At 61.6% G+C, this 22,382-nt stretch carries 23 protein-coding genes; 6 read left to right on the top strand and 17 right to left on the bottom strand.

Going from position 1 to position 22,382, the window contains the following annotated elements:
• Nucleotides 1-81: 81 nt before the first annotated feature.
• From RCCGE510_RS16310 to RCCGE510_RS16260, 11 genes are all read right to left on the bottom strand, one after another.
• Nucleotides 82-537 carry an NfeD family protein gene (locus RCCGE510_RS16310; RefSeq protein WP_007631634.1) on the bottom strand — a complete coding sequence of 152 codons (456 nt, stop codon included), beginning with the start codon at nucleotides 535-537 and terminating at the stop codon, nucleotides 82-84.
• Between the two features lie 3 nt (nucleotides 538-540).
• Entirely contained in the window at nucleotides 541-1,578 is a 1,038-nt protein-coding gene (locus tag RCCGE510_RS16305) for an SPFH domain-containing protein (protein WP_007631632.1), read from the bottom strand.
• Between the two features lie 200 nt (nucleotides 1,579-1,778).
• A complete protein-coding gene (gene hemH, locus RCCGE510_RS16300; protein WP_007631630.1) occupies nucleotides 1,779-2,813 on the bottom strand; it encodes a ferrochelatase in 1,035 nt (344 codons plus the stop codon).
• A gap of 125 nt (nucleotides 2,814-2,938) precedes the next feature.
• Nucleotides 2,939-4,906, bottom strand: a complete 1,968-nt coding sequence (locus tag RCCGE510_RS16295) for a bifunctional UDP-sugar hydrolase/5'-nucleotidase (RefSeq protein WP_007631627.1) — start codon at nucleotides 4,904-4,906, stop codon at nucleotides 2,939-2,941.
• A 171-nt stretch (nucleotides 4,907-5,077) separates the two neighbouring features.
• Nucleotides 5,078-5,398 (bottom strand): hypothetical protein, encoded by a 321-nt coding sequence (locus RCCGE510_RS16290; protein ID WP_007631626.1) that lies wholly within the window; start codon nucleotides 5,396-5,398, stop codon nucleotides 5,078-5,080.
• 26 nt (nucleotides 5,399-5,424) lie between these two features.
• Entirely contained in the window at nucleotides 5,425-5,793 is a 369-nt protein-coding gene (omp10, locus tag RCCGE510_RS16285) for an outer membrane lipoprotein Omp10 (protein ID WP_007631625.1), read from the bottom strand.
• A 171-nt stretch (nucleotides 5,794-5,964) separates the two neighbouring features.
• Nucleotides 5,965-7,416, bottom strand: a complete 1,452-nt coding sequence (locus RCCGE510_RS16280) for a homospermidine synthase (protein WP_007631624.1) — start codon at nucleotides 7,414-7,416, stop codon at nucleotides 5,965-5,967.
• Between the two features lie 184 nt (nucleotides 7,417-7,600).
• Entirely contained in the window at nucleotides 7,601-7,885 is a 285-nt protein-coding gene (locus tag RCCGE510_RS16275; protein WP_007631623.1) for a YciI family protein, read from the bottom strand.
• 2 nt (nucleotides 7,886-7,887) lie between these two features.
• On the bottom strand, nucleotides 7,888-8,517 hold the full coding sequence (locus tag RCCGE510_RS16270; RefSeq protein ID WP_007631622.1) for an aminotransferase class IV family protein: 630 nt from the start codon (nucleotides 8,515-8,517) through the stop codon (nucleotides 7,888-7,890).
• A complete protein-coding gene (locus RCCGE510_RS16265; RefSeq protein ID WP_007631621.1) occupies nucleotides 8,514-9,674 on the bottom strand; it encodes an aminodeoxychorismate synthase component I in 1,161 nt (386 codons plus the stop codon). The genes RCCGE510_RS16270 and RCCGE510_RS16265 overlap by 4 nt, the downstream gene beginning before the upstream one ends.
• A gap of 90 nt (nucleotides 9,675-9,764) precedes the next feature.
• A complete protein-coding gene (locus tag RCCGE510_RS16260; RefSeq protein WP_007631620.1) occupies nucleotides 9,765-11,621 on the bottom strand; it encodes a M3 family oligoendopeptidase in 1,857 nt (618 codons plus the stop codon).
• Nucleotides 11,622-11,828: 207 nt separating this feature from the next.
• Here RCCGE510_RS16260 and RCCGE510_RS16255 point away from each other — a divergent pair, with 207 nt between their 5' ends.
• Together RCCGE510_RS16255 and RCCGE510_RS16250 are read left to right on the top strand one after the other, a co-directional pair.
• Nucleotides 11,829-13,373, top strand: a complete 1,545-nt coding sequence (locus RCCGE510_RS16255; protein ID WP_007631619.1) for a sigma-54 dependent transcriptional regulator — start codon at nucleotides 11,829-11,831, stop codon at nucleotides 13,371-13,373.
• A gap of 178 nt (nucleotides 13,374-13,551) precedes the next feature.
• The gene (locus RCCGE510_RS16250) at nucleotides 13,552-15,384 is read left to right on the top strand and encodes a DUF882 domain-containing protein (RefSeq protein ID WP_007631617.1); all 1,833 of its coding nucleotides are present in this window, start codon (nucleotides 13,552-13,554) and stop codon (nucleotides 15,382-15,384) included.
• 163 nt (nucleotides 15,385-15,547) lie between these two features.
• On the opposite strand, the gene RCCGE510_RS16245 is transcribed toward RCCGE510_RS16250, so the two are convergent.
• From RCCGE510_RS16245 to RCCGE510_RS16235, 3 genes are all read right to left on the bottom strand, one after another.
• The gene (locus RCCGE510_RS16245; protein ID WP_007631616.1) at nucleotides 15,548-15,811 is read right to left on the bottom strand and encodes a DUF2312 domain-containing protein; all 264 of its coding nucleotides are present in this window, start codon (nucleotides 15,809-15,811) and stop codon (nucleotides 15,548-15,550) included.
• 92 nt (nucleotides 15,812-15,903) lie between these two features.
• Nucleotides 15,904-16,209, bottom strand: a complete 306-nt coding sequence (locus RCCGE510_RS16240; protein ID WP_007631612.1) for a DUF1244 domain-containing protein — start codon at nucleotides 16,207-16,209, stop codon at nucleotides 15,904-15,906.
• Nucleotides 16,210-16,272: 63 nt separating this feature from the next.
• A complete protein-coding gene (locus RCCGE510_RS16235; RefSeq protein ID WP_007631611.1) occupies nucleotides 16,273-17,061 on the bottom strand; it encodes an N-formylglutamate amidohydrolase in 789 nt (262 codons plus the stop codon).
• A 201-nt stretch (nucleotides 17,062-17,262) separates the two neighbouring features.
• Here RCCGE510_RS16235 and RCCGE510_RS16230 point away from each other — a divergent pair, with 201 nt between their 5' ends.
• The 3 genes from RCCGE510_RS16230 (at nucleotide 17,263) to RCCGE510_RS16220 (ending at nucleotide 19,953) form a co-directional block, all read left to right on the top strand.
• On the top strand, nucleotides 17,263-17,748 hold the full coding sequence (locus tag RCCGE510_RS16230; RefSeq protein WP_007631610.1) for a DUF1036 domain-containing protein: 486 nt from the start codon (nucleotides 17,263-17,265) through the stop codon (nucleotides 17,746-17,748).
• A complete protein-coding gene (gene pyk / locus RCCGE510_RS16225; RefSeq protein ID WP_007631609.1) occupies nucleotides 17,748-19,187 on the top strand; it encodes a pyruvate kinase in 1,440 nt (479 codons plus the stop codon). The genes RCCGE510_RS16230 and pyk overlap by 1 nt, the downstream gene beginning before the upstream one ends.
• A 130-nt stretch (nucleotides 19,188-19,317) precedes the next feature.
• Nucleotides 19,318-19,953, top strand: a complete 636-nt coding sequence (locus tag RCCGE510_RS16220) for a LysE family translocator (RefSeq protein ID WP_007631608.1) — start codon at nucleotides 19,318-19,320, stop codon at nucleotides 19,951-19,953.
• 2 nt (nucleotides 19,954-19,955) lie between these two features.
• On the opposite strand, the gene RCCGE510_RS16215 is transcribed toward RCCGE510_RS16220, so the two are convergent.
• From RCCGE510_RS16215 to RCCGE510_RS16205, 3 genes are read right to left on the bottom strand one after another with little or no spacing between them, the layout of a single operon-like run.
• Nucleotides 19,956-20,513 carry a DUF4865 family protein gene (locus RCCGE510_RS16215; protein WP_007631605.1) on the bottom strand — a complete coding sequence of 186 codons (558 nt, stop codon included), beginning with the start codon at nucleotides 20,511-20,513 and terminating at the stop codon, nucleotides 19,956-19,958.
• Nucleotides 20,510-20,914: a cupin domain-containing protein gene (locus RCCGE510_RS16210; protein WP_007631603.1), complete on the bottom strand. Its 405-nt coding sequence runs from the start codon at nucleotides 20,912-20,914 to the stop codon at nucleotides 20,510-20,512. Before RCCGE510_RS16210 ends, RCCGE510_RS16215 begins: the two co-directional genes overlap by 4 nt.
• Nucleotides 20,911-21,330: a tautomerase family protein gene (locus RCCGE510_RS16205; RefSeq protein WP_037078956.1), complete on the bottom strand. Its 420-nt coding sequence runs from the start codon at nucleotides 21,328-21,330 to the stop codon at nucleotides 20,911-20,913. The genes RCCGE510_RS16210 and RCCGE510_RS16205 overlap by 4 nt, the downstream gene beginning before the upstream one ends.
• Before the next feature lie 117 nt (nucleotides 21,331-21,447).
• Between RCCGE510_RS16205 and RCCGE510_RS16200 the strand changes: the two genes are divergently transcribed.
• On the top strand, nucleotides 21,448-22,344 hold the full coding sequence (locus RCCGE510_RS16200; protein WP_037078953.1) for a LysR substrate-binding domain-containing protein: 897 nt from the start codon (nucleotides 21,448-21,450) through the stop codon (nucleotides 22,342-22,344).
• Nucleotides 22,345-22,382: the final 38 nt, after the last annotated feature.

Here is a 22,382-nt window from a genome sequence, read left to right as displayed (position 1 = left end):
CCCAAGAGTCCACGCCTCCTAAAGCGCGTCGCAATCCTTCGTTTTTTGCTTCTGACGCTTTAGGTCTTTGTTTTTGCTCGATCAGACAGGCTCGACCGTCAGGTCGCGGCCGTTGCTCGAAATCACCTTCACCTGCGTTCCCACCGGCAAGTCAGGTCCCATCACCTGCCATAGCGTATCGTCGAGGCGGATGCGGCCGCGGCCCTCGCGGATCGGTTCGTGCAGCGTCGCCGTGCGGCCGACGAGGCTGGCGCCGCGCTGATTGAGGAAGGGCTCGTCGGTCGTGGAATTGCGCAGTGTCAGCCGCCGGCCGGCGAAGGTCGTGGCAACGGCGAGCAGCGCAAAAAGGATCGCCTGCAATTCCCAGACCCAGAAGGCGCTGTCCCAAAAGAGCAGCGACAGCGCGCCGACGATCAGGGCCGCAAGGCCGATCCAGACCAGGAAGAAGCCGGGCACGATCATTTCCGCGGCGAGCAGCACGAGACCGGCGACCCACCAACTCCATGGACCAAGTTCGGCGACGATCTTCGCCAGCATGGCTTATCGCTCCTGATCGGGATTGAAAGGATTGGGGGTCGACGGATTGATCGGCGGGGTCGAGCGCGCCGGTGCCGGGCGGGGACGCGGCAGGGGTGGCGGCGTTGCCGGGTTGTTGCCGGTATCGCCGAAGACTTCGCGGGCAATAGCGCCGATGCCGCCGAGCGAGCTGAGGATGGAAGAGGCTTCCATCGGCATCATCACGATCTTCGAATTGGGTGCCGAACCGATCGAGGTGAGCGCCTCGGTGTATTTCTGCGCGACGAAATAGTTGATCGCCTGAATGTCACCGGCGGCAATCGCTTCGGAGACCATCTTCGTCGCTTTGGCTTCGGCCTCGGCCAGGCGTTCGCGGGCTTCAGCATTGCGGAAGGCGGCCTCGCGCTGGCCTTCGGCTTGGAGAATGGCCGATTGCTTGGCGCCTTCCGCCCTGAGGATCTGCGCGTTGCGCGAGCCTTCGGCTTCCAGCACCTGGGCGCGTTTCTCGCGCTCGGCCTTCATCTGGCGGGCCATTGCATCGACGAGGTCGCGCGGCGGCTGGATGTCCTTGATCTCGACACGGGTGACCTTGATGCCCCAGGGATGCACGGCCTCGTCGACGACGCGCAGCAGCCGGTCGTTGATTGCATCGCGGTTGGAGAGCAGCTCGTCGAGATCCATCGAGCCCATGACCGAGCGGATGTTGGTCATGGTGAGATTGAGGATGGCGTTTTCGAGATTGGCAACCTGATAGGCAGCCTGGGCGGCGTTGAGCACCTGATAGAAGGAGACGGCATCGGCCGAGACCGAGGCATTGTCCTTGGTAATCACCTCCTGGGTCGGCACGCTCAGCACCTGCTCCATCACGTTCAACCGGGCGCCGACACGCTCGATGAAGGGAGTGATCAGGTTAAGACCGGGCTCCAGCGTGCGGGTGTAGCGCCCGAAGCGCTCGATCGTATAACGGTAGCCCTGCGGCACGGTTTTGATGCCGGCAAAGAGCACCAGAATGACGAAAATAACCAGCACGATCACGACGATATCGAAGCCGCCGAACAGCATGAAAAATTCCTCTCATCCGCGCATGCGCGCGCGCGTACACCATAGATGTGGTGAGTTAGCATGTTCTTTGCGAGGAGGAAATGACACACGCATGCGCACCTCCCACCATCCGCCTAGAAGTGAAAGCAAGGTTTGGTTTTGCAGGGCCTATTCGGGGTGTCGCCGGCTAACCGTGCAGCGCTTCTTTCTAAAACGGTTTCTCAGACCCAGCCCTGCAATTCGCGGCGGACGACCTTTTCCAGCACCTTCATGCCGTCCTCGCTGTCGTTGAGGCAGGGGATATGCGAAAACTTTTCGCCGCCGTTCTCATGGAAGGAATGGGCAGCCTGTTCGGCAATCTCCTCCAATGTCTCCAGACAGTCGGAGACGAAGCCGGGATTGATGACGGCGATACGCTTGACGCCGTCTTTGGCAAGCTTCTCCACTGTCTTGTCGGTATAGGGCTGCAGCCATTCTTCCGGCCCGAAGCGCGACTGGAAGGTGACCATGAAGTTTTCCTTGGCGAGCCCGAGCCGCTCGCGCAGCAGCCGGCCGGTCTTCTGGCATTGACAGTAGTAGGGATCGCCCTGTTTGAAATAGGACATCGGAATGCCGTGGAAGGAGGCAAGCAGCATCTCCGGTTTCCAGTCGAGAGTCGAAAGATGCCCTTCGACAGATTGTGCGAGCGCCTCGATATAGGCCTCGTCGTCGTGATAGGCGGGCACGGTGCGCAGCGCCGGCTGCCAGCGCATCGAGAGCAGTTTCTGAAAGGCCTTGTCGTTGACCGTGGCGGTCGTTGCCGCCGCATATTGCGGATAGAGCGGGAAGAGCAGGATGCGGTCGCAACCGTCTTGCTTCAGCGCCTCGATGCGCGAAGCGATCGACGGGGTGCCGTAGCGCATCGCCCAGTCGACCTTGACGTTGTCGAGATCCTTCAGGCGCCCGGTCATCAGCTCCGACTGGTTGCGCGTGTAGGTGCGGAGATAACTTTCATTCTTCTCCTTATTCCAGATAAGCTCATAGGCCTTGCCGACTTTCTGCGGGCGGGTGTTGAGCACGATGCCGAACAGGATCGGATACCACTTCCAGGGCGACCATTCGATGACGCGGCGATCGGTCAGGAACTCCCTGAGGTAGCGGCGCATCGAGGTATAATCCGTCCCGTCGGGCGTGCCGAGATTGACCAGCAGGACACCGACCTTGCCTGACTTGACGGCCGGATGGTCCGCCGGGCGGAGAGAAATATCTGCTGTCATTCTGGCCCCAAACGCTCATTTATCCCACCGGCTCATACGCAGCCTCGAGATCATGGTTCACCCTATAGAAAGAAAAACCGGCCCGGGAAACCCCGGACCGGCCCGTGGCATCGAGACAAATCGTCTTACTTGGCGGGGACCTCGATCTCCTTGCCAACCGTCAGGTGATGCGGGTCCGGCTTGCCGTTGGCCTCAGAAAGCTTCCGCCACAATGTGCCGTCGCCATAGAAGGTGACGGCGAGATCCCAGAAGGTGTCGCCCGCAGCGATGACGTGGGTGGAGGGTGTCGTTGCGGCAGGTGCGGAGGCTGCTGGTGCCGGTACCGGTGTCGGTTCCGCAGCAGTTGCGGGTGCTGCCGGCGTCGCGGGGGTAGGCTCTGTGGCTGGTGCGGGTGCCGCAGGGGCTGGCGCGGGCTCTGTTGTCGGTGCAGGTGCTGCCGGCGCGGGAGTAGGAGCCACCGGTTCGGCAGCGGGCGCCTGTGCTATGGTGGCGCCTGTTTCTGTGACGCGGCCGTCGGTGTAGGGCTTATAGGGGGAGTGGGCGGCCAGAAATTCGGCGGTGACGTCGGCAAGATCCGGGCCAAAGTCATAGGCGTTCTTGCCGTCCTTGAAGATCGAATAGCCATCGCCACCGGCCCGCATGAAATTGTTGGTGGCGACCTTGTAGGTTTTACCTGGGTCGATCGGGGTGGAGTTGTCGCCCTCCTTCACCTGGACATCGCTGACGCGGCTGCCGACAGGCTTCGACTGGTCGAAGGAGAATTTCAGGCCGGCGACCTGCGGGAAGCGGCCGGCGCCCTGATCGATTTGGCTGACGCCGTTCTCGAGCGCCTTGACGACGTCTGCGCCGGTGGCCTCAAAGGTGGCCAGCGTATTCTGGAAAGGCAGGACGGTGATGACCTCGCCCTGGGTGACCTCGCCGCCGTCGATTGAAGCACGCAGGCCGCCGCCATTCTGGACGGCGATGGTAACGCCCTGGTTCTTGGTGCGATCAAGCATGGCGTCGGCCACCAGATTACCCATTGAGCATTCCTTGACGCGGCAGACCTTGCGGTCGCCGTCGATCGGGGCTTCGGAGGAGCCGATGACCTTCTTGCGCAGTTCTTCGATCGGTTTGGCCAGTTCGGCGATGCGGGCAACGACGGCAGGATCGGGCGTAAAGGTAGAATCGATCAGGATCGGATCGCCCTTAGCATCCTTGACGACGCCGCTATCGTCGAAATTGACGACGAGATCGCCGAGATATTTGCTGTAGGAGGCAGCCTGAACGACCGGCACCTTGTAGCCACCGGGATTGTCGACCATCGTCGGGTAGGGTCCCTCAGCCTTTGGATCGGTATTGGAGAGCAGGCTATGGGAGTGGCCGCCGACAACGACATCGACATCCGGGATCTTGGCGATCAAAGCGAGATCGCGGGAGTAGCCGACATGGGTCAGTGCGATGATCTTGTTGACGCCTTGGCCCTTCAGATCCTGGACGGCTGAGGTGATCGCCTGGACGTCGTCGGCGATCGTGACGTTCGGTCCGGGGGAGGACAGCTCAGCCGTATCATTGGTGACGGCGCCGACGATGCCAATCTTCTGGCCGCCGACATCGAGCACCAGCGACGGCTTGATACGGTCGCCAAGCTTGGAGGCGGCTGTCGCCTTGACGTTCGCCGTCACGACGGGAAACTGCACCTTGTCGAGGAAGGTCGCAAGCCCGTCCTCGCTGTCGTCGAATTCATGGTTGCCGACCGTCATGGCGTCGAACTTCATCAGGTTCAGGAATTCGGCTTCGGCAGCGCCCTTATAGGTCGTGTAGAACAGCGAGCCCTGGAAATTGTCGCCGGCATTCAGCAGGACGACGTTCTTGCCCGATAGAGCCTGACGGCGCTGGTCGATCGCGACCTTCAGGCGCGCAGCACCACCGAAGCATTCGTTCTTGCCTTCTTCCTCGGCCGAGCAGGTGGAGTCGAACTTGTTGATCGATTCGATGCGCGAGTGGAAATCGTTAATATGAAGAATATTGAGTTCGTAATCCGCAAAGGCGGCGCCCGCGCTTAGCGCCAGCATGGACGCGGTCAAAAGACCGAAGCTGAAAGACTTCGTCATCCGTGTTCTCCTGATTGAGGCGAGAGATCCCCCCTGATCCTCGCCAATCCCTTCTTAGTCCGTCGGGGCGGCCCCGGCTTGCGGATGTTCCATCAGACGATGGGCGACCGCAAGAGAAAGCTGGGCCAGGCCGGGCGCTTTCCAAGGGGGCATGGCAAAAAAGCCGGGTGGCTATCCCAGGCATTCGCCGGCGGCGGCGTTTCGATAGAGTTCGTGCACGGCCTCCGCAATATTCGGAACCGTAGCGAGCGCGATGCTCAAACAGAGAAGGAAAACGAGGCGATGAAAGCGCCGGCCGGCCCGATAGGCCAAGAGCGCGCCGGCACCGTAGATCAGGATTGCCGGCACCGCAAAGATCAGCACCTGCGGCGGCCGATCGCAATCGGGGGCGGCGATACCCTGGGCGCGATAAACGTTGACCGGCAGAACGACCGCCAGCGCCGCAAGCGGCATTGCAATTAATAAGACGAGGTAAAAAACGAAGGCCCGCATGGCGTGCCTGGCCTATCGCCTCATCGTCAGCCGCGGCGGGAAAGCGTGAATTGTGCGCCGGAATCGGAGGTGCAATTGAGCTGGCTCTGATTGACCAGGGCGCAATTCACCTTGGACTGAGTCTTGCGCACCAGCGAAGTCATGTTGATCTCCACCAAGGTCGGCGAGGTATTGATGTAGGTGCCCGAGGCAAGAAGCTGGTTGCTGTCGGTCGTGCGGGTGGTGAAACTACCGCCCTGGAAGGTGGAAACGATGCCGTTCGGATCGCTCCAGTTGCCTTCGACGCCGGTGGCTGCCGGCGTCATTGCAACCGGCAGGCGGCGCGGCTCTGATGAAACGCAGGCGGCGAGAGCAGCCGCTGCACCGACAAGAACGAGACCAGTTCTGATTTTCATAAAGCTTCTCCCGGCGAATCGGCGCGGCGGACACCCGCCAAGTTCGGGCAAAACATGGCGCGCGCCCGGCGTGAAGGCAAGCCTTGGCGGGGCGCCGGGCGGCATTTAGACAGCCGGCGTTACAAAAATGCCCGCCTTGCGGCGGGCATCTTCAAGGTTGCGCGAGCGATCTCAGCGAACGAGAATGTTCTTGAACTGCCACGGATCCTTGGTGTCGATATCTTCCGGGAAGAGGCCCGGGCGACCATCGAGCGGAGTCCAGTCGGTATAGTGTCCCTCGACCGGGCCGAGATAAGGCATCTGCACTTCGAGGCAGCGCTTGTAGTCGATCTCGTCGGCCTCGACGATGCCGGCATTCGGGTTTTCCAGCGCCCAGACCATGCCGGCGAGAACGGCGGATGTGACCTGCAGACCGGTGGCGTTCTGATAGGGCGCGATGCGGCGCGTTTCTTCCAGCGACAGGCGTGAGCCATACCAGTAGGCGTTCTTCTCGTGGCCGTAGAGCAGGACGCCGAGTTCGTCGATGCCGTCCTCCAGCTCGTCCTCGTCGAGAACATGGTGGACCGGCTGCGCCGTGCCGCCATTGCCGAACATCTCATGAAGCGAGAGCACGGCGTCGTTGGCCGGGTGGTAAGCATAGTGGCAGGTCGGGCGGAAGGTCACTTCGCCGTCCTTGTCGCGAACGGTGAAGTAGTCGGCGATCGAGATCGACTCGTTGTGGGTGACGAGGAAGCCATATTGCGGGCCGGGCGTCGGGCACCAGGTGCGTACGCGGGTGTTGGCGCCCGGCTGCTCCAGATAGATCGCCGCCTTGTTGCCCTTCTTGTGCTTCTTGGCGTTCTTCGGCATCCACTCTTCATGTGTGCCCCAGCCGAGTTCGGCCGGCTGCAGGCCTTCGGAGATGAAGCCTTCGACGGACCAGGTGTTCCAGAAGACGTTGAGCGGCTTCGGATGCTTGGTGCGCTGGGTGTCGCGCTCGGCGATGTGGACGCCCTTGACGCCGAGCTTCTTCATCAGCTTTGCCCAGCCTTCGCGATCGTGCTGGTCCGGCTCTTCGAACTTGAGGCCGGTGTCGTTGGCGAGATTGACAAGCGCCTGCTTGACGAACCAGGAGACCATGCCCGGATTGGCGCCGCAGGTGGAGACGGCGGTGGCGCCACCCGGGTTCTTCGCCTTTTCCTTGCGCATGGTTTCGCGCAACGCATAGTTGGTGCGGTCGGCATTGCTCATGCCCTTGTCGAAATAGAAGCCGAGCCAGGGTTCGACGACGGTGTCGACGTAGGGCACGTCATGCTTGCGGCAGAGCTTGATAATGTCGAGCGAGGAGGTGTCGACCGAGAGGTTGACGCAGAAACCCTGGCCTTCGCCTTCGGTCAGCAGCGGCTTCAGCAGTTCCTTGTAATTTTCCTTGGTGACATATTCCTTGATGTGGCGAACGCCGTGTTTTTTCAGAATCTCCATGTCGGAGGGCTCTTCGCGCGGATCGATGACGACCATCCGGCTCTTGTCGAATTTGAAGTGGCGCTCGATCAGGGGCAGGGTGCCGCGGCCGATGGAGCCAAAGCCGATCATGACGATCGGGCCGGTGATTTCGGCATATACCGGATAGTTTTGTTCCGTCATTCTTTTCTCCTGTGGAAGGGGACGAAGGCGTTCAGCCTGAAGAATTGTTTTGAAATTGCCGCAGAGATGCGAAGTGACCGGCTCTAACCATAAAACGGCGTCACAATAAAGAGTGTTGAGGGGGAAACGACAAATATCGGGCCGGCGAGGGATGGTGTGATCATCCAGTTGGCGTCTTTAAAAATCAGCGTTTCAGGATTTCCAGCCCTTCGATCGTCGTCGTCACTGCAAGCTCGGTGATGTCGTATTCGGCAACACCGTGGATTGTAAAGGGATCGGCGGCGATATAGGCCTCGATCGCAGCGCGGTCGCCGACCGCCAGGATCACGCCGCCGGTGCGCGGCACCTTGCGGCCTGATGCGAGGAACCAGCCCTTCGCATACCCCTCCTTCACCCAGGCCATGTGCGGCTCCATATGCCGGTCGGCTTCGTCATTGGGCTTGATATAGGTGAGGGAGAGAATGAACATGGTCAGTTCCTCAGAAGGTTTGCGCGGATCAGGCCGCGCAGGGAGTTGCCGATATAAAGCTTGCCGGCATCGAGATCGGCAAGGGTGAGGCGGCCGACGCGCGCCTTTCGGGTGCAGATAAGCTCAGTGCGCAGCACGCCGGCGAGCAGACCGCAGGAGATCGGCGGGGTGCGCAGAATGCCGGTCCCATCGTCCAGGAAGATCGAGGTGATGGTGCCCTCGCAGACTTCGCCGCGCTCGTTCAAAAGAATGACTTCGTCGGCCTCGTCGGGCCTGTATTCGGCGCGTGCGCTCTCGTAGACGGCGCGGAGGGTGGTTTTGACGCGCAGCAGCCTGTCGGCGGAGTTCAGACGCGTCTCTGCGAGGCGAACGGTCCAGGTGGTGGCGGGCACCAGCGGCACGAATGCGGCGCTGGTCACCTCGATGCGGCCTTGGGCGTCGAAAGTCAGGCGGACACGCAGCGGACCGTCTGCACCGGTGATGGCTGCGTCAAGCCTTGCCGCCGCCTCGATCGGTTGCGGAAAGCCAAGGCGACGGGCGGAGCGGGAAAGCCTGGCGAGATGAAGCCGCAGGCGGATAAAACCCTCGCCAGGCTGCCAGCGTAGCGTCTCGATCAGCGAAAAATCGATCATCGCGCGATCCACTGATCGCCGACGGCGAAGCGGGCCTTGAGCAGGCATTCCTCATATTCGGCCTCGGCTGTGGAATCAAAGACGATGCCGCCGCCGACATTGAAGACGGCTCTGCCGCCGTCAAAAAGCGTGACGGTGCGGATGGCGACGGAAAAGCGCATCGCGCCGCTCGGCGAGATCATGCCGATCGCGCCGCAATAGGCGTCGCGGGGCGTATCTTCGAGCGCATGCAGAATTTCCATTGCTCGTATCTTCGGCGCGCCGGTGATCGAGCCGCAGGGAAAGAGCGCGGAGAAGACGTCGCGGATCGAAAGGCCGGGGCGGAGCCTTGCCTGCACATGGCTGACCATCTGATGGACGGTCGGGTAGGTCTCGATGTCGAAGAGCTTGGGGACGTCTAGCGTGCCGACCTCGGTAATGCGGGAAATATCGTTGCGCAGCAGATCGACGATCATGCGGTTTTCCGCCTGCGTCTTGATATCGCGGCGCATGGCTTCGATGATTTCGGCATCTTCGGCGGCGGTGGCGCCGCGTTTGGCAGTGCCTTTCATCGGATGGGTCTCGATCCAGCCTTCTTCATCGGTGCGGAAGAACAGTTCCGGCGAGCGCGAAAGGATGACCGGACCGCCGAGATCAACCAGCGCGCCGTATTTGACCGGCTGGCGTTCGATCAGCGACCAGAAGGCAGCACGGGGATCGCCGTTCCAGAGCGCCTCGACCGGCATGGTGAGGTTCGCCTGGTAGGCGTCGCCAAGCCGCAGATGCTGGTGCAGGCGGTCGAAGCGCTCTTTATATAAGGGGAAATCCCAGGCGGCTTTCGGGGCAGTCAGGAATTCTTCGTTTTCGAGGCGCTGCCTTGGTTGGGCAAGCGGGTGTGTGTCCGGCTGCGGCGCGTCGAAGACGCCGAAACAGAGTAGCGGTGTTTCGCGGTCTTCCCCGGCGAAAGACGCGAGTTTTTCTTCGAAGAGATATCCGGCCTCGTAGCTCATATACCCGGCAAGCCATTTGCCCTCGGCCTTGGCCTCTTCCATTCGGACAAGACCTGCAAAAAATTCAGCGCGCGTCCTGGCAAGGATGATCTCTGCCGGCTCGGCGAACAGCATCACCTGTCCGGTCGTGTCGTCGCGGAAAAGGATATACGATTGGGTTTCGGCCATCGGCGGCGTCTTTTCTTGGAGCACGATCCCTGATCCGCCTGCCGGCGCCTCTCCCCGCCTGCGGGAAGAGGTCGGCCGTGGGGAGGCAGATCAGGCAGCCCTATCCAAAGCCTCCAACTCGTCGATCAGCCCTTCGATCATCGACAGTCCCTGGCTCCAGAACGACGGATCGGTGGCGTCGAGGCCGAAAGGCTTCAAAAGCTCCGAATGGTGCTTGGTGCCGCCTGCCTTCAGCAGTTCGAAATACTTCTCCTGAAAACCCTTTTCTGCCTTCTGGTAGACGGCATAGAGCGAATTCACCAGGCAATCGCCGAAAGCATAGGCGTAGACGTAGAAGGGCGAGTGGATAAAATGGGGGATATAGGCCCAATAGGTCTCATACCCTTCAGAAATGTTGATCGCCGGCCCGAGGCTTTCCGACTGGACGGAGAGCCAAAGTTCGCCAATGTCGTCGGCGGTAAGTTCCCCTGCTTTGCGGGCGGTGTGGAGCTTGCGCTCGAATTCGTAAAAGGCGATCTGGCGCACGACCGTGTTGATCATGTCCTCGACCTTCTGGGCGAGCATGGCCTTGCGCTCGCGCAAGTCGCTGGTTTTTTCCAGAAGCGCGCGGAAAGTCAGCATCTCGCCGAAGACGGAGGCGGTTTCGGCGAGCGTCAGCGGCGTCTGGCACATCAGCGCCCCTTGCGCGCCGGCGAGTACCTGGTGCACGCCGTGCCCGAGTTCATGGGCAAGCGTCATCACATCGCGCGGCTTGCCCATGTAGTTGACCAGCACATAGGGGTGGGCCGAGGGGACCGTCGGATGAGCGAAGGCGCCGGGCGCCTTGCCGGGGCGGACCGGGGCATCGATCCACTGCTCGTCGAAGAACCGCCTGGCGATCGCCTCCATTTCGGGGGCGAAATTGCCGTAGGCCGAAAGCACCGTATCCTTCGCCTCGGGCCAGGAAATGACGGCGCTGGAGGTTTCCGGAAGCGGGGCGTTGCGGTCCCAGAAATTCATCTGCTCCATGTCGAGCCATTTCGCCTTCATCTTGTAATAGCGGTGCGAAAGGCGAGGATAGGCTTCGCGGACGGCGGCGGCCAACGCATCGACGACCTCGCGCTCGACGCGGTTTGCCAAGTGGCGGCTGTCGGCGATGTCCTCGAAGCCGCGCCAGCGGTCGGCGATCTCCTTGTCCTTGGCAAGCGTATTGGTGATCAGCGTGAAGGTGCGAATATTCGCCTTGAATGTTTCGGCGAGCGCCATGGCGGCCTTGCGGCGGGCTTCGGGATCCTTTTCCTGCAGCCGGTTCAGTGCCACTTCGAGCGGCACTTTCTCGCCATCGATCTCGTAGCGAAGTTCCGCCATGGTTTCGTCGAAGAGGCGGTTGAAGGCAGCGGCCGATGTCATCGACTTCTCGAGGAAGAGCTGCTCCAGCCTGTCGTCGAGCTGGTAGGGCTTGTCCTTCCTGAGGTCGATGAGCCAGGGGCGATAGTGCCCGGCGGCGGTATCTCCAGCCATGCAGGCGTCGATCACCGCGTCGTCGATGCGGTTCAATTCCAGGCCGAAAAACAGGAGGCGGCCTGAAAATTCGGTGATCTTGGCCTGCACGTCGCCATAGAGCTTGCCGTTTGCCGGGTTGATGGTGTCGGAGAAATAGGTGAGGCCGGCAAAGGATCCGAGGCGGCCGATGATATCATCAAGCGCCTCGTATTCCCTCAGTGCCGCGCCAATGCCCTCAGGGCCGGTCTTGGTCGCCGCCGCGGCCAGTTTGCCCTTCCACTTTTCTTCAAAGGCGATCGCGGCCTTGCCGGCCTTTTCCATGTCGGCGACAAAGGCGGTCGAGGTGGCGGAGGGATAAAGATCCTGCAGCTTCCAGACCGGCAGATCGCCGAGCGCCGGATCGGTCGCCCCAGCTGGCGCTGCTGCCGACAAAAGAAGGCTGGCGTGCGGGAGCTTGATTTTCATGGGGCAATTCCTCTCCACTTTCATAACAGGTCTGCTTGAATAGGCGCGAGAAGGCCCGGCATCAAGGGGCTTTCGGTGCAAGAAAGGCGTCGGTTCGGCACGAAAATGACCCGTTCCAATCGTTAAAATGCAATTATTTCTCAAAACTGGATGTTCAAGCCTTCCTGTCAAAGTGCGCTTCATGGTTTCGCATGAAGTGAGGCGACAATGACCGGTTACAATGAGCTCAAGGGAGCAGGGCAAATCCTCGTGGTCGAGGACGACCCCGTGCAGCGCCGCTTGCTCAAGAACGCAATCGAGCGACACGGCCATGTCGTGCACCAGGCGGAAAACGGTCGCATCGGCCTAGAAATGGTCAAACGCGACAACGGCCTTTTCAGCGTCATCGTGCTCGATCTGATGATGCCGGAGATGACCGGCCTCGAGTTCCTCGACGCGCTTCACGAATTCGGCACGCAGATCCCAGTCATCGTTCAGACGGGGCAGGGCGGCATCGAAACGGTGGTGCAGGCGATGCGAGCCGGCGCCTTCGATTTCGTCGTCAAGCCGGTCTCGCCCGAGCGCATCGCCACCTCGATCTCGAACGCGATGAAGCTCGACCAGCGCGAGGTGAAGGCGCGGGCCGGGCGCCGGTCGCGCTCAGGTTCGGTTGGCTTCGACGACATCGTATCGGCAAGCCCGGCGATGCTCCGCGTCATCGATCTCGCCCAACGGGCGGCTCAGTCCAATATTCCCGTCGTGCTCGAAGGCGAATCCGGCGTCGGCAAGGAGCTGGTGGCGCGTGCCATCCAGTCCGGCGGCGACCGCTCGAACAAGCCCTTCGTCACGGTAAATTGCGGGGCGATTCCGCATAACCTGGTCGAGAGCATTCTCTTCGGCCACGAGAAGGGTGCGTTTACCGGCGCGACCGAGCGCCATATCGGCAAATTCATGGAAGCCGACGGCGGCACCATCTTCCTCGACGAAATCGGCGACCTGCCGCTCGAGGTGCAGGTGAAGCTGTTGCGCGCCGTGCAGCAGGGCGAAATCGAGACCGTCGGTGCGCGCACCGCACACAAGGTCAATGTCCGGCTGATCTCGGCAACCAACAAGGATCTGATCGAGGAGGTCAAGAACGGCCATTTCCGCGAGGATCTCTACTATCGCCTCAACGTCTTCCCGATCACCATTCCGGCACTGCGCAAACGCAAGGAGGACATTCCGCATCTGGTGCGGGTCTTTGCCGAGCGCTTCTCCAGCGAGCAGAAGAGTGGTCGCCGCATGACGGTGAATTCAGGCGCGCTGGCATTGCTGACCGCCTATGACTGGCCGGGCAATATCCGCCAGCTTGAAAATGCGATCTTCCGCGCGGTGGTACTCGCCGAAGGGCCGGAGCTGACCGAGGGGGACTTCCCGCAGATCGCCGCCCAGCTTCCGGAATACGAAGTCGTGGATCATTTGGCGCTCGTTGCCGACAATACCGGCCTCGATCCCGACGACACCTATGGTGAGGATTTCAGGGCGTCGATCTCGGGAGAGGTGCATCACCGTCTGTCGGAAGCCTCCGAAAACGCGATCGCCAGCGTCAATCCTGCCGGTGACGTGCGCAGGCTTGCCGATGTCGAGGAAGAGCTCATCCGATTCGCGCTTAAATTCTATCGCGGGCAGATGAGTCAAGTGGCGCGCAAACTTGGCATTGGCCGGTCCACACTTTATCGCAAGCTCAAGGACTACGGTATAGACCCCGATAATCCCCAGAAAGATGCGGCTTAAGCGCTTTTTGTTAAGACTAAGGCAACCACGATTTGTTACTGGTCATAAACCACTTGTTAGTGGCTCGTTCACTATGTAAAGAAAAGGTTGATCATGTGTGGCATTTTTGCCATCGTGTGACCGCATTTGACAGTCATCTGAGACAGCACGGGACATTGTCTGTCTGACGGGGATCGAGTTGCCGAATCTGAATGGAAATTCCAAGCGTTCGCGCTTGAGCTGGCGTTTGTTGTGCGCCGACATTTGCGGAAAGGCAATAAGGACGGTAGCGGCCGCCCTTCTTGTGCTCGCGGTTTCCTCACCGGCATTCGTTAGTACCCCTTCTGAAGCAGCGGGTGACACCCGCAGCCTCAAGCTCTATTTCATCCATACCGGCGAAAAGGCCGTCATCACCTACAAGCGCAACGGCAAGTTCGACCCGAAGGGTCTGGAGCAGCTGAACCGCTTCCTGCGCGACTGGCGCAAGAACCAGCCGACGAAGATGGATCCGCGCCTGTTCGACCTGATCTGGGAAGTCTATCGCCAGAGCGGTTCGAGGGACTACATCAACGTCGTCTGCGGTTTCCGCTCGCCGGGAACCAACGAGATGCTGCGCGGCCGCTCGCGCAGCTCAGGCGTCGCCGAAAAGAGCCAGCATATGCTCGGCAAGGCGATGGACTTCTTCATTCCGGACGTGAAACTCGCGACGTTGCGCGGGATCGGCATGAAGATGCAGGTCGGCGGCGTCGGATTCTATCCGAAATCAGGCTCGCCCTTCGTGCATATGGACGTCGGCAATGTTCGCGCCTGGCCGCGTATGAGCCGCGACGAGCTTGTCCGGCTTTTCCCGAACGGCAACACCATTCATATCCCGGCTGACGGCAAGCCGCTGCCGGGCTACCAGCAGGCCATGGTCGACTACAAGCGCCGCGTCAGCGGCACACAGATCGAGATCGCCAGTGCCTCCGAATCGGCGCCGAAGCACAAGACGCTGTTTGCCGCGCTGTTCGGCGGCGGAGCGGATGAGCAGGAAGACGATACGGACGATTCGACCCCTGTTGCCGTCGCCAAGGCGACGCCGCCGAAGGCCGAGCCGGCCCCTGTCGAGCCGCAACAGACCGAGGTCGCCGATCTGAACGCGCCGGTGCCGCAGGTTCGCCCGGCATTCAGCAATCAGCCGGCCGGCAGCGACGTGGCGAGCGCGCTCGTCGCACCGTCTTCGGGTAATGCGGCGCAACAGGCGCTTGCTGCGGCCCTTCCGGCCGATCAGGCCCAACCGCAGCAGTTTGCCGATCTCAGCGCCTATAGTATTCCGGTCCCCTCGCTTCTTGGGCCCCGCCGTGCGCCTGGCGACGCCGAGCTAGCGTCGCTGGCGAGCACCAATGCCCTGCCGGTTCCGACGCCGGTCGAACGCCCTGCCGTTGCCGAGAACCTTCTTGCTGCGGCCGATGCCGATCCCGAAGCGGAGGCCGACGAAGCCGATCAGGACGCGTTGTCTCCCGCTGTCGCCGATGCGCTCGACCAGCAACGGAACGAGGGGGAAAGTCAGATCGCTTCGAAGACGACGCCGGTCACGGTAGAGCAGGCGATCAACGCCGCGATGACGCAAAAGGCGCCTGTCGCAAAGCCGCCGCTCGAACTCGCAGCCTTGGCGCCGATGACCAAATCGTCAAGCTTTGGCGATGGCTTCGATGAACCGGCCGTCGAAAGCGCTGTGGCTCAGGGACTTCCTGCCAAGGGCGGCCGCCCGACGCACAAGGAAGCCGCCGCAGCCGATGCCAGCCGCGCGGCAGTGCGCACCGAGCCGAAGCTGACGGAGAAGATGATCTCGCAGTGGGCGCTGACCAATGCCCGCCTCGAAATGGCCTCCAAGCAGGTCAAGGCGCCGCGTTTCGTCAGCCAGACGATGCGCGCCCAGCCGACCGCCGTCTATGCCGAGGGCTTCAATGTCAAGACCGCTTCGGTCGACCCGGCCCGCTTCAGCGGCACGGCTGTCAATTTCATGCAAGTGCGCAAGTTCAACACGAACTGAGGCGGCCGATCGTGGAAATATCAAAAACCGCTGGAGCGATCCGGCGGTTTTCTTTTTGGCCGGTTGGACGCGACACGATGTCGGTTTAGCCGCGCGCCCGGACCAAAAGAAAAGCCGCCGGATCGCTCCAACGGCTTGTCGATTTTCAGCGATGCGCGGCGGATCAGCCTTCCGGCGGCGACTCGATCATGCCAAGCGCGAGCAGGTAGGTGTCGAGGATGGCTTCCTCCTCCATGCGCTCCTGCTCGTCCTTCTTACGCAGCGCCACGACCTTCTTCAGGATCTTGGTATCGAAGCCCGTTCCCTTGGCTTCACCATAGACGTCCTTGATATCGTCGGCGATGGTCTTCTTCTCTTCTTCCAGCCGTTCAATGCGCTCGATGAAAGCGCGAAGCTGATCGCGGGCGACGCCATGAGCATCAGACATCGTGTTCTCCTGATTTTTCGGGTGATCGATTTTGGATGCACGTGACTGCCGCGAAGCGGCGTCACGGTCAAGCCTGTTGTCGGCCGCCTAGGTTATTTGTGTGGGTTGTTCAGTTCAAAAGCAGCCTTTTGCACAGGCGAGGCCTCGTTCTGGTGAAGAGTCTTCCAGTCTTCATAAGGCATGCCATAGACCATCTCGCGCGATTCGTCGCTGGTAATTGGGACACCTTCGGCCTCGGCGGCTTCGCGATACCAGTTCGACAGGCAGTTGCGGCAGAAGCCGGCCAGGTTCATCAGGTCGATATTCTGAACGTCGCTGCGTTCCCGAAGATGGGCGAGGAGGCGGCGGAAGGCTGCGGCCTCGAATTCGGTCTGCTGTGTTCTGTTAAGCGCGGTCATCTCGCTTCCTTTCTTCACCGGGACCCTTCTTAACAGGGGTCTTTCAATCAATAGGCCTGTCGTTCAATAGGGGCCGGTGCGCGATAGGTGGACGTCGTAGTCGTGCAAGGCCGGATCGGCATTCATCGCCGCAAAGATCGGCGCCAGGCGTTCGGCCCATGCCGATATTCCGGCCCCGTCTGCGATCAGGTCCTGGCGCACCTCGAGCAGTGCGTGCGGAATGCCGGTGATCATGCAGTGCCGGTACATGGTATCGCCCTTCAGCGCGCCGTCATAGGGTTCGTTGTCGCCGACGACAAGATCGGGGTCGGCGCGCAACCCCTGGAGCAGCGGGCCGACGGCGCGATGATCGCTATCCCAAAGCACGGCGGCGTGCCAGGGGCGGGCAATGCCCTTCCAGGCCGGGGTGAACGAGTGCAGCGACAGTACCAGTGGCGCTCTGCCGGTGGCGTTCGCCACCTTGTCGATCGTTGCGGCCACGGCATGATGATAGGGGCGGTGGAAGGTTTCGATGCGGTCGTCCCATTCCTGCGGCGTGATCGGATGATTGCCTGATATGACGGCGCCATCGGAGATCTTCATGATTAAGGTCGGATCGTCTTCGCCGCGGTTCGGGTCGATCAGCAGCCGCGAAAAGCCGCCAAGGACCGCGGGCACGCCAAGGCTGTCCGAAAGCTGCCGCGTCAGCCCCTCAACGCCGATGTCATAGGCGATGTGGCGGGCGAAGGCGGCGTCCGGCAGACCGAGCCGGCCATATCGCGCGGGAAGGCGGTTCATCGCGTGATCTGCGAGGATCACCATGCCTTTGTCATGTTTGCCGGGTAGGATTTCGAAGGATTGGAAGTCGTCCATCAGGAATTGCCGTTCGTCATTGCGCAGTCGGTCGCAGTGATCGCATGCGTCTGCGCCACGTTCAAGCGCAGCAGGCGGGCAGAGGTCGAGTTGGACCCTCGACGGGCGGTTTGTGAAAGGAAATATAATCGATTAGCATTGCGTTGACTTTCGCTTGACGGCGGCGCAAGAAGACACGGATACGAATAACCGTGGAGCTATTTGGGAGCCGTGTTGATCCAAGCCGCGCCAAGTTTCCTCACGCGGTCCGGACCGCTGGTCCGTCTCGCTCTGTTCGCTCTTGCAGTCATCATGCCGTTTTTCATCGCAGATGCCGCACGCGCCGATTTTCGCGTCTGCAACGGAACGCAAAATCTGGTCGGCGTTGCGATCGGCTATCGGGCCAAGGGTGGCTGGATGACCGAGGGCTGGTGGCAGGTGCCGGCAACGACCTGCGCCACGTTGATCGAGGGAGAGTTGCAGTCGCGTTATTATTACCTCTACGCAGAGGACGCCGCCCGGGGGGGACGATGGACGGGTGACGTGCAGATGTGCGTGGCGGAAAACGAGTTCAAGATCACTGGTGTGCAGGATTGTTATGCCCGCGGTTACCAGAAGATGGGATTCAAGGAATATGATACGGGCCGCCAGGGTAGCTGGATGGTCCAACTCTCCGACACCCCAGGGACGCAAGAAAGCCAGAATTGATGAAGCGTAATCGCAAAATTAAAATCCTCGCCACCCTCGGGCCTGCCTCCGCCGAGGAATCGATGATCGAGAAGCTGCACCAGGCCGGTGCCGATGTCTTCCGCATCAATATGAGCCATGCAAGCCACGACCTGATGCGTACGCTGATCCAGCGCATCCGCTCGGTCGAAGCGCGCTGCGGCCGGCCGATCGGCATTCTCGCCGACCTGCAGGGACCGAAATTGCGTGTCGGCAAATTCGTCGACAGCAAGGTGGACCTCAAGCCTGGCCAGACCTTCACGCTCGACAATAACGAAGCGCTCGGTGATCAGAACCGCGTCTTTCTGCCGCATCCCGAAATCCTGGAATCGGTGCAGCCCGGTCACCGCCTGCTGATCGATGACGGCAAGCTCGCGCTCCGCGCCGAAAAATGCGACGGCAAGAGCATCGTCACAACGGTTATTTCGGGCACGCGCATCTCCGACCGCAAGGGCGTCAGCCTTCCCGACACGCTGCTCGGCGTCGGCGCACTGACGGACAAAGACCGCGCCGATCTCGACGCCGTACTCGCAACCGACGATGTCGATTGGGTGGCGCTGTCCTTCGTCCAGCGTCCTGATGACCTCGCCGAAGTGCGCAAGATCGCCCGCGGCCGTGTCGGCCTGATGTCGAAGATCGAGAAGCCGCAGGCTCTCGAACGCATCGAGGAAATCATCGAGCTTTCCGACGCATTAATGGTCGCCCGCGGCGATCTCGGGGTCGAAATGCCACTCGAATCGGTTCCCGGTATCCAGAAGCAGCTGATCCGCGCCTGCCGCCGTTCGGGCAAGCCGGTGGTCGTCGCCACGCAGATGCTGGAATCGATGATCTCCTCGCCGGTGCCGACGCGCGCCGAAGTTTCCGACGTCGCGACCGCCGTGTTCGAAGGTGCGGATGCCGTCATGCTCTCGGCCGAATCGGCTTCGGGCGATTATCCGGTCGAGGCCGTCTCGACCATGGCGTCGATTGCCACCGCCATCGAACGCGAGCCGCATTATCCTGGCATCATCTATGCCCAGCGTGCCCAGCCCGAAGCGACCGGCGCCGATGCGATCTCGCTTGCTGCCCGTCAGATCGCTGAAACGCTGAAGCTGTCGGCGATCGTCTGTTACACCTCGTCGGGCACGACGGGCCTTCGCGCCTCGCGCGAGCGGCCGCAGGTGCCGATCCTGGCACTGTCGCCGATCATCAAGACGGCGCGCCGCCTTGCGGTCGTCTGGGGCCTGCATTGCGTCGTCACCCACGACGCGACCGATCTCGACGACATGGTCAACCGCGCCTGCCGCATCGTCGCCGACGAAGGTTTCGGCAAGCCGGGCGACCGCATCATCATCTCGGCTGGCGTGCCGCTCGGTACGCCCGGCGCCACCAACATGATCCGCATTGCCTATATCGGCTCCGACGGCCAAAGCGGCGTCTGATCCAATCGCATCCGTTCGAAAGCCCGCTGCCTCAGTTCACCGGAGGCTGCGGGCTTTTTCTTTGACAGGCCCATGTTGCTAACGGCTGCTATGCGTGCAAGCTTTGATCCCTGGATTGGGAGGGATCATCATGGATATCGTCACGCTTCTGGCTTTTGCGGCAGTTTCCTTCGTCGGCATCGCCACGCCGGGGCCGACGGTGCTCCTGGCGCTGACCAATGGTTCGAGGCATGGCCTGCGCCGGGCGACTGCTGGCATGATCGGTGCGGTGCTTTCCGATTTCGTGCTGATCGGCGCCGTCGCCATCGGCCTCGGCGCTTTGCTGGCGGCATCGGAATTCTGGTTTTCAATGCTGAAATGGGCGGGTGCCGCCTATCTCGCCTTTCTCGGCATCATGCTGCTGCGCTCGAAGGGCACAATCGATGCGGCGCTGAAGTCCGGGGCGTCTTCGGGGACGGCGTCGCTCGTCTCGATCGGGCTGAAGAGCTTCATGGTCGCGGCGACCAATCCGAAGGGCTATTTGTTCTTCTCGGCCTTCCTGCCGCAGTTCATCGATCCGGTCCTGCCACAGGCAACGCAATATGCGCTGCTGGCGCTCACCTTTGCCGCGCTCGATTTTCTCATCATGTTCGGCTACGCTTTCTTCGGCTCGCAGGCGGTACGGTTCCTGAAAACCTCAGGCGCCCTATGGTTGGAGCGTGCCTGTGGCGGCGCGCTATTGGCGCTTGCCGGGTCGCTCGCCTTTTATCGCCGGGCAACCGCTTGAACTCAGGCTCGAGCCAGGGACAGGTGACCGACGCGATAGGCCTGCGTGTGCGCGTCGATTTCTGGAATTTCTTTCCATAGCCTGAAGCGCACCCGCGTCCATGTCGTCGGTTCGAAGCCGGAGACCGAGGCGAGCGCGCCGCCGGTCACAACGTCGGCGGCAGCCTCCGCGCTGTCGGCACGGCGGATTTCGGCAAGCGGCGCGTAGGGCTCGATATGCCGTATATCGCGCGTGGCAAATCTGGCCGCGGCAATATCAGGCGAGATTTCCGCCTGCCAGACGATCCAGGTCCTCACCTGCGGCCAGCCGAAGGCGCCGATGAGCGTTTGGAAAGCCGGGCCGCAGAGGAAATCGCTTACGCCTTCCGGCTCTTGCCAGAGGTAAAAGGGCGCATAGAGATTGTCGTGGCTGCCGAATTCGCCCTTAAGGGCACTGAGATAGGCCTTGAAGCCGAGATTGGGAAAACCGTCGAGCAGCGGACCTTTATCGCGGATACGCCGATCGATGATCGACACGTCGTAATCGGCGGGTAGGGTGAAGCTGTATTGCATGGCAATCATGACCGTGCCTCCACCGGCTGCAGCCATTCGACGATGCTGCCGTTTTCGGCCGGCTGGATGCTGATATAGCTGAAAGGGCTGTCATCGGCTGCGCCATGCCAGTGGCGCTCGCCGGGGGCAAACCAGACGGCGTCGCCGGCGCGCAGTTCCTCGACGGCACCACATTCGTTCTGTGACAGCCCATGACCCGAAAGCACGTAGAGCAACTGGCCCCTGGGGTGCGTATGCCAGCGGCGGATAGTGCCGGGATCGAGTGTGGCGCGCATGGCGGTGTTCTCACCGTCGGCCCCGCCGTCGAGCAACATTTCGACCCAGAAAGGCGCCGTTGCGACGCCTTCCGGCGAGCGCACCACCCTGCCGGGGCGCCTGACGGTCATCGTCTTCGGGTTCAAAGTGGTCATTGCCGGCCTCCGACCGTCCGCAGCCGCCAGTCGGGGTCGGTCATCTGGGCGATGCCATCGCCGAAGGACCAATCATCGGGCGCGCTGGTGCTGATGACGATCATCACATCCTCGGGCCGGAGGCCCGGCGATTGCGCCAGAAGATCGGCGAGCCGCCGATAAAGCGCCGCCTTCATCTCGGCTGTCCGGGGCCTGCCGATCGTGATCGAGATATAGACGAAATCGTCGGAGCGCGGACCGGCGAGATAGTTGCGGTCGAAGAGCAGCTCGTTCTCATCATGCTGATGAATGGCCTGGAAGCGGTCGTTTTCGGGCACGTCGAAGGTCTCGACCAAGGCGCGCTGGATGTTGTCGGCAAGTGCTGCGAGATAGTCCGGCGACTTGCCTTTGCGGAGCGAAATTCGAACGAAGGGCATCGGGATCTCCATGGTTCAGGCCGTTCGTCGGCCTTGACAGTAGAACCATCGCACGGCACGATGATGCTGAAAATCAGAAATTTATGGATTAATGATCCTGAAAAAGGGGATTATACGATGCGACGGATGATCTTCGATCTCGATGTGCTTCGGACCTTTTCGACCGGCATGGAGCTTGGCAATTTCGCTAAGGCGGCCGAGCGGCTCGGGCGTTCCACTTCGGCGGTCAGCGCGCAGCTGAAGAAGCTGGAGGAGCAGGCGGGCACGCCGATCTTTCGTAAGGCGGGACGCGGGCTGGCGCTGACCGATGCCGGCGAGACGATGCTCGGCTATGCCAGGCGGCTGCTGGAACTAAATGACGAGGCGGCTGCGGCCGTGCACAGCGTTGAGCTGGAGGGTTGGGTGCGGCTCGGTCTGCAGGAGGATTTCGGCGAGAACCTGCTGCCCGAAGTGCTCGGCCGCTTCGCGCGGGCCCATCCGAAGGTCCGGATCGAGGCGCGGGTGGTGCGCAATGCCGAGCTGCTCGAGCGCGTCACCTCAGGCAAGCTCGACCTGGCGCTTGCCTGGAGCGACGGCACGGTGACTTCGCATTGCGAACGGATCGGCGAGGTGCCGATGCGCTGGATCGGGCCTGCCGAAGGGGCGTCCGGCTGGCAAGCCGCAAGCGGCGAACCGATGCCGCTCGCTTCGCTGGAGGCACCGTGCCTGTTGCGAAGTGCTGCGACCAAGGCACTTGATGAGGCGGGCATTTCCTGGCGGCTCGCCTTTGTCAGCCCCAGCCTCGGCGGTCTCTGGGCAGCGGCCGCGGCCGGCCTCGGCATCACCATCCGCACACCGATCGGCCTGCCGGCGAAGGTCCGGCCGCTGGCGCCGGAGACGATCGGCCTGCCTGATTTGCCAAAGCTCGGTCTGGTCCTGCATCGAGCCGAAGCCGAACTGCAGCCGGCGGCGGCGCGGCTTGCCGAACTCGTGTTGCAGTCGGTCCATGGCGCGCTGCGCGGGACAGCGGCCTGATATCTGCATGTTGCGGGCGCATTCCTGGATCGTCAGCG

The organism is Rhizobium sp. CCGE 510, from assembly GCF_000292525.1.
Taxonomy (GTDB): Bacteria; Pseudomonadota; Alphaproteobacteria; order Rhizobiales; family Rhizobiaceae; genus Rhizobium.
Note: the sequence above shows the minus strand (reverse complement) of the source record. Positions and strands in the feature narration are given on the sequence as shown.

Excerpts from the sequence above, each read along its gene's own strand:
- RCCGE510_RS16255 (WP_007631619.1), top strand. The coding sequence starts at position 11,829 with ATGACCGGTTACAATGAGCTCAAGGGAGCAGGGCAAATCCTCGTGGTC.
- RCCGE510_RS16215 (WP_007631605.1), bottom strand. The coding sequence starts at position 20,513 with ATGATTGCCATGCAATACAGCTTCACCCTACCCGCCGATTACGACGTG.
- hemH (WP_007631630.1), bottom strand. The coding sequence starts at position 2,813 with ATGACAGCAGATATTTCTCTCCGCCCGGCGGACCATCCGGCCGTCAAG.
- RCCGE510_RS16280 (WP_007631624.1), bottom strand. The coding sequence starts at position 7,416 with ATGACGGAACAAAACTATCCGGTATATGCCGAAATCACCGGCCCGATC.
- RCCGE510_RS16305 (WP_007631632.1), bottom strand. The coding sequence starts at position 1,578 with ATGCTGTTCGGCGGCTTCGATATCGTCGTGATCGTGCTGGTTATTTTC.
- RCCGE510_RS16200 (WP_037078953.1), top strand. The coding sequence starts at position 21,448 with ATGCGACGGATGATCTTCGATCTCGATGTGCTTCGGACCTTTTCGACC.
- RCCGE510_RS16310 (WP_007631634.1), bottom strand. The coding sequence starts at position 537 with ATGCTGGCGAAGATCGTCGCCGAACTTGGTCCATGGAGTTGGTGGGTC.
- RCCGE510_RS16235 (WP_007631611.1), bottom strand. The coding sequence starts at position 17,061 with ATGGACGACTTCCAATCCTTCGAAATCCTACCCGGCAAACATGACAAA.
- RCCGE510_RS16240 (WP_007631612.1), bottom strand. The coding sequence starts at position 16,209 with ATGACCGCGCTTAACAGAACACAGCAGACCGAATTCGAGGCCGCAGCC.
- omp10 (WP_007631625.1), bottom strand. The coding sequence starts at position 5,793 with ATGAAAATCAGAACTGGTCTCGTTCTTGTCGGTGCAGCGGCTGCTCTC.
- RCCGE510_RS16265 (WP_007631621.1), bottom strand. The coding sequence starts at position 9,674 with ATGGCCGAAACCCAATCGTATATCCTTTTCCGCGACGACACGACCGGA.
- RCCGE510_RS16210 (WP_007631603.1), bottom strand. The coding sequence starts at position 20,914 with ATGACCACTTTGAACCCGAAGACGATGACCGTCAGGCGCCCCGGCAGG.
- RCCGE510_RS16295 (WP_007631627.1), bottom strand. The coding sequence starts at position 4,906 with ATGACGAAGTCTTTCAGCTTCGGTCTTTTGACCGCGTCCATGCTGGCG.
- RCCGE510_RS16290 (WP_007631626.1), bottom strand. The coding sequence starts at position 5,398 with ATGCGGGCCTTCGTTTTTTACCTCGTCTTATTAATTGCAATGCCGCTT.
- RCCGE510_RS16220 (WP_007631608.1), top strand. The coding sequence starts at position 19,318 with ATGGATATCGTCACGCTTCTGGCTTTTGCGGCAGTTTCCTTCGTCGGC.
- pyk (WP_007631609.1), top strand. The coding sequence starts at position 17,748 with ATGAAGCGTAATCGCAAAATTAAAATCCTCGCCACCCTCGGGCCTGCC.
- RCCGE510_RS16245 (WP_007631616.1), bottom strand. The coding sequence starts at position 15,811 with ATGTCTGATGCTCATGGCGTCGCCCGCGATCAGCTTCGCGCTTTCATC.
- RCCGE510_RS16205 (WP_037078956.1), bottom strand. The coding sequence starts at position 21,330 with ATGCCCTTCGTTCGAATTTCGCTCCGCAAAGGCAAGTCGCCGGACTAT.
- RCCGE510_RS16275 (WP_007631623.1), bottom strand. The coding sequence starts at position 7,885 with ATGTTCATTCTCTCCCTCACCTATATCAAGCCCAATGACGAAGCCGAC.
- RCCGE510_RS16270 (WP_007631622.1), bottom strand. The coding sequence starts at position 8,517 with ATGATCGATTTTTCGCTGATCGAGACGCTACGCTGGCAGCCTGGCGAG.
- RCCGE510_RS16260 (WP_007631620.1), bottom strand. The coding sequence starts at position 11,621 with ATGAAAATCAAGCTCCCGCACGCCAGCCTTCTTTTGTCGGCAGCAGCG.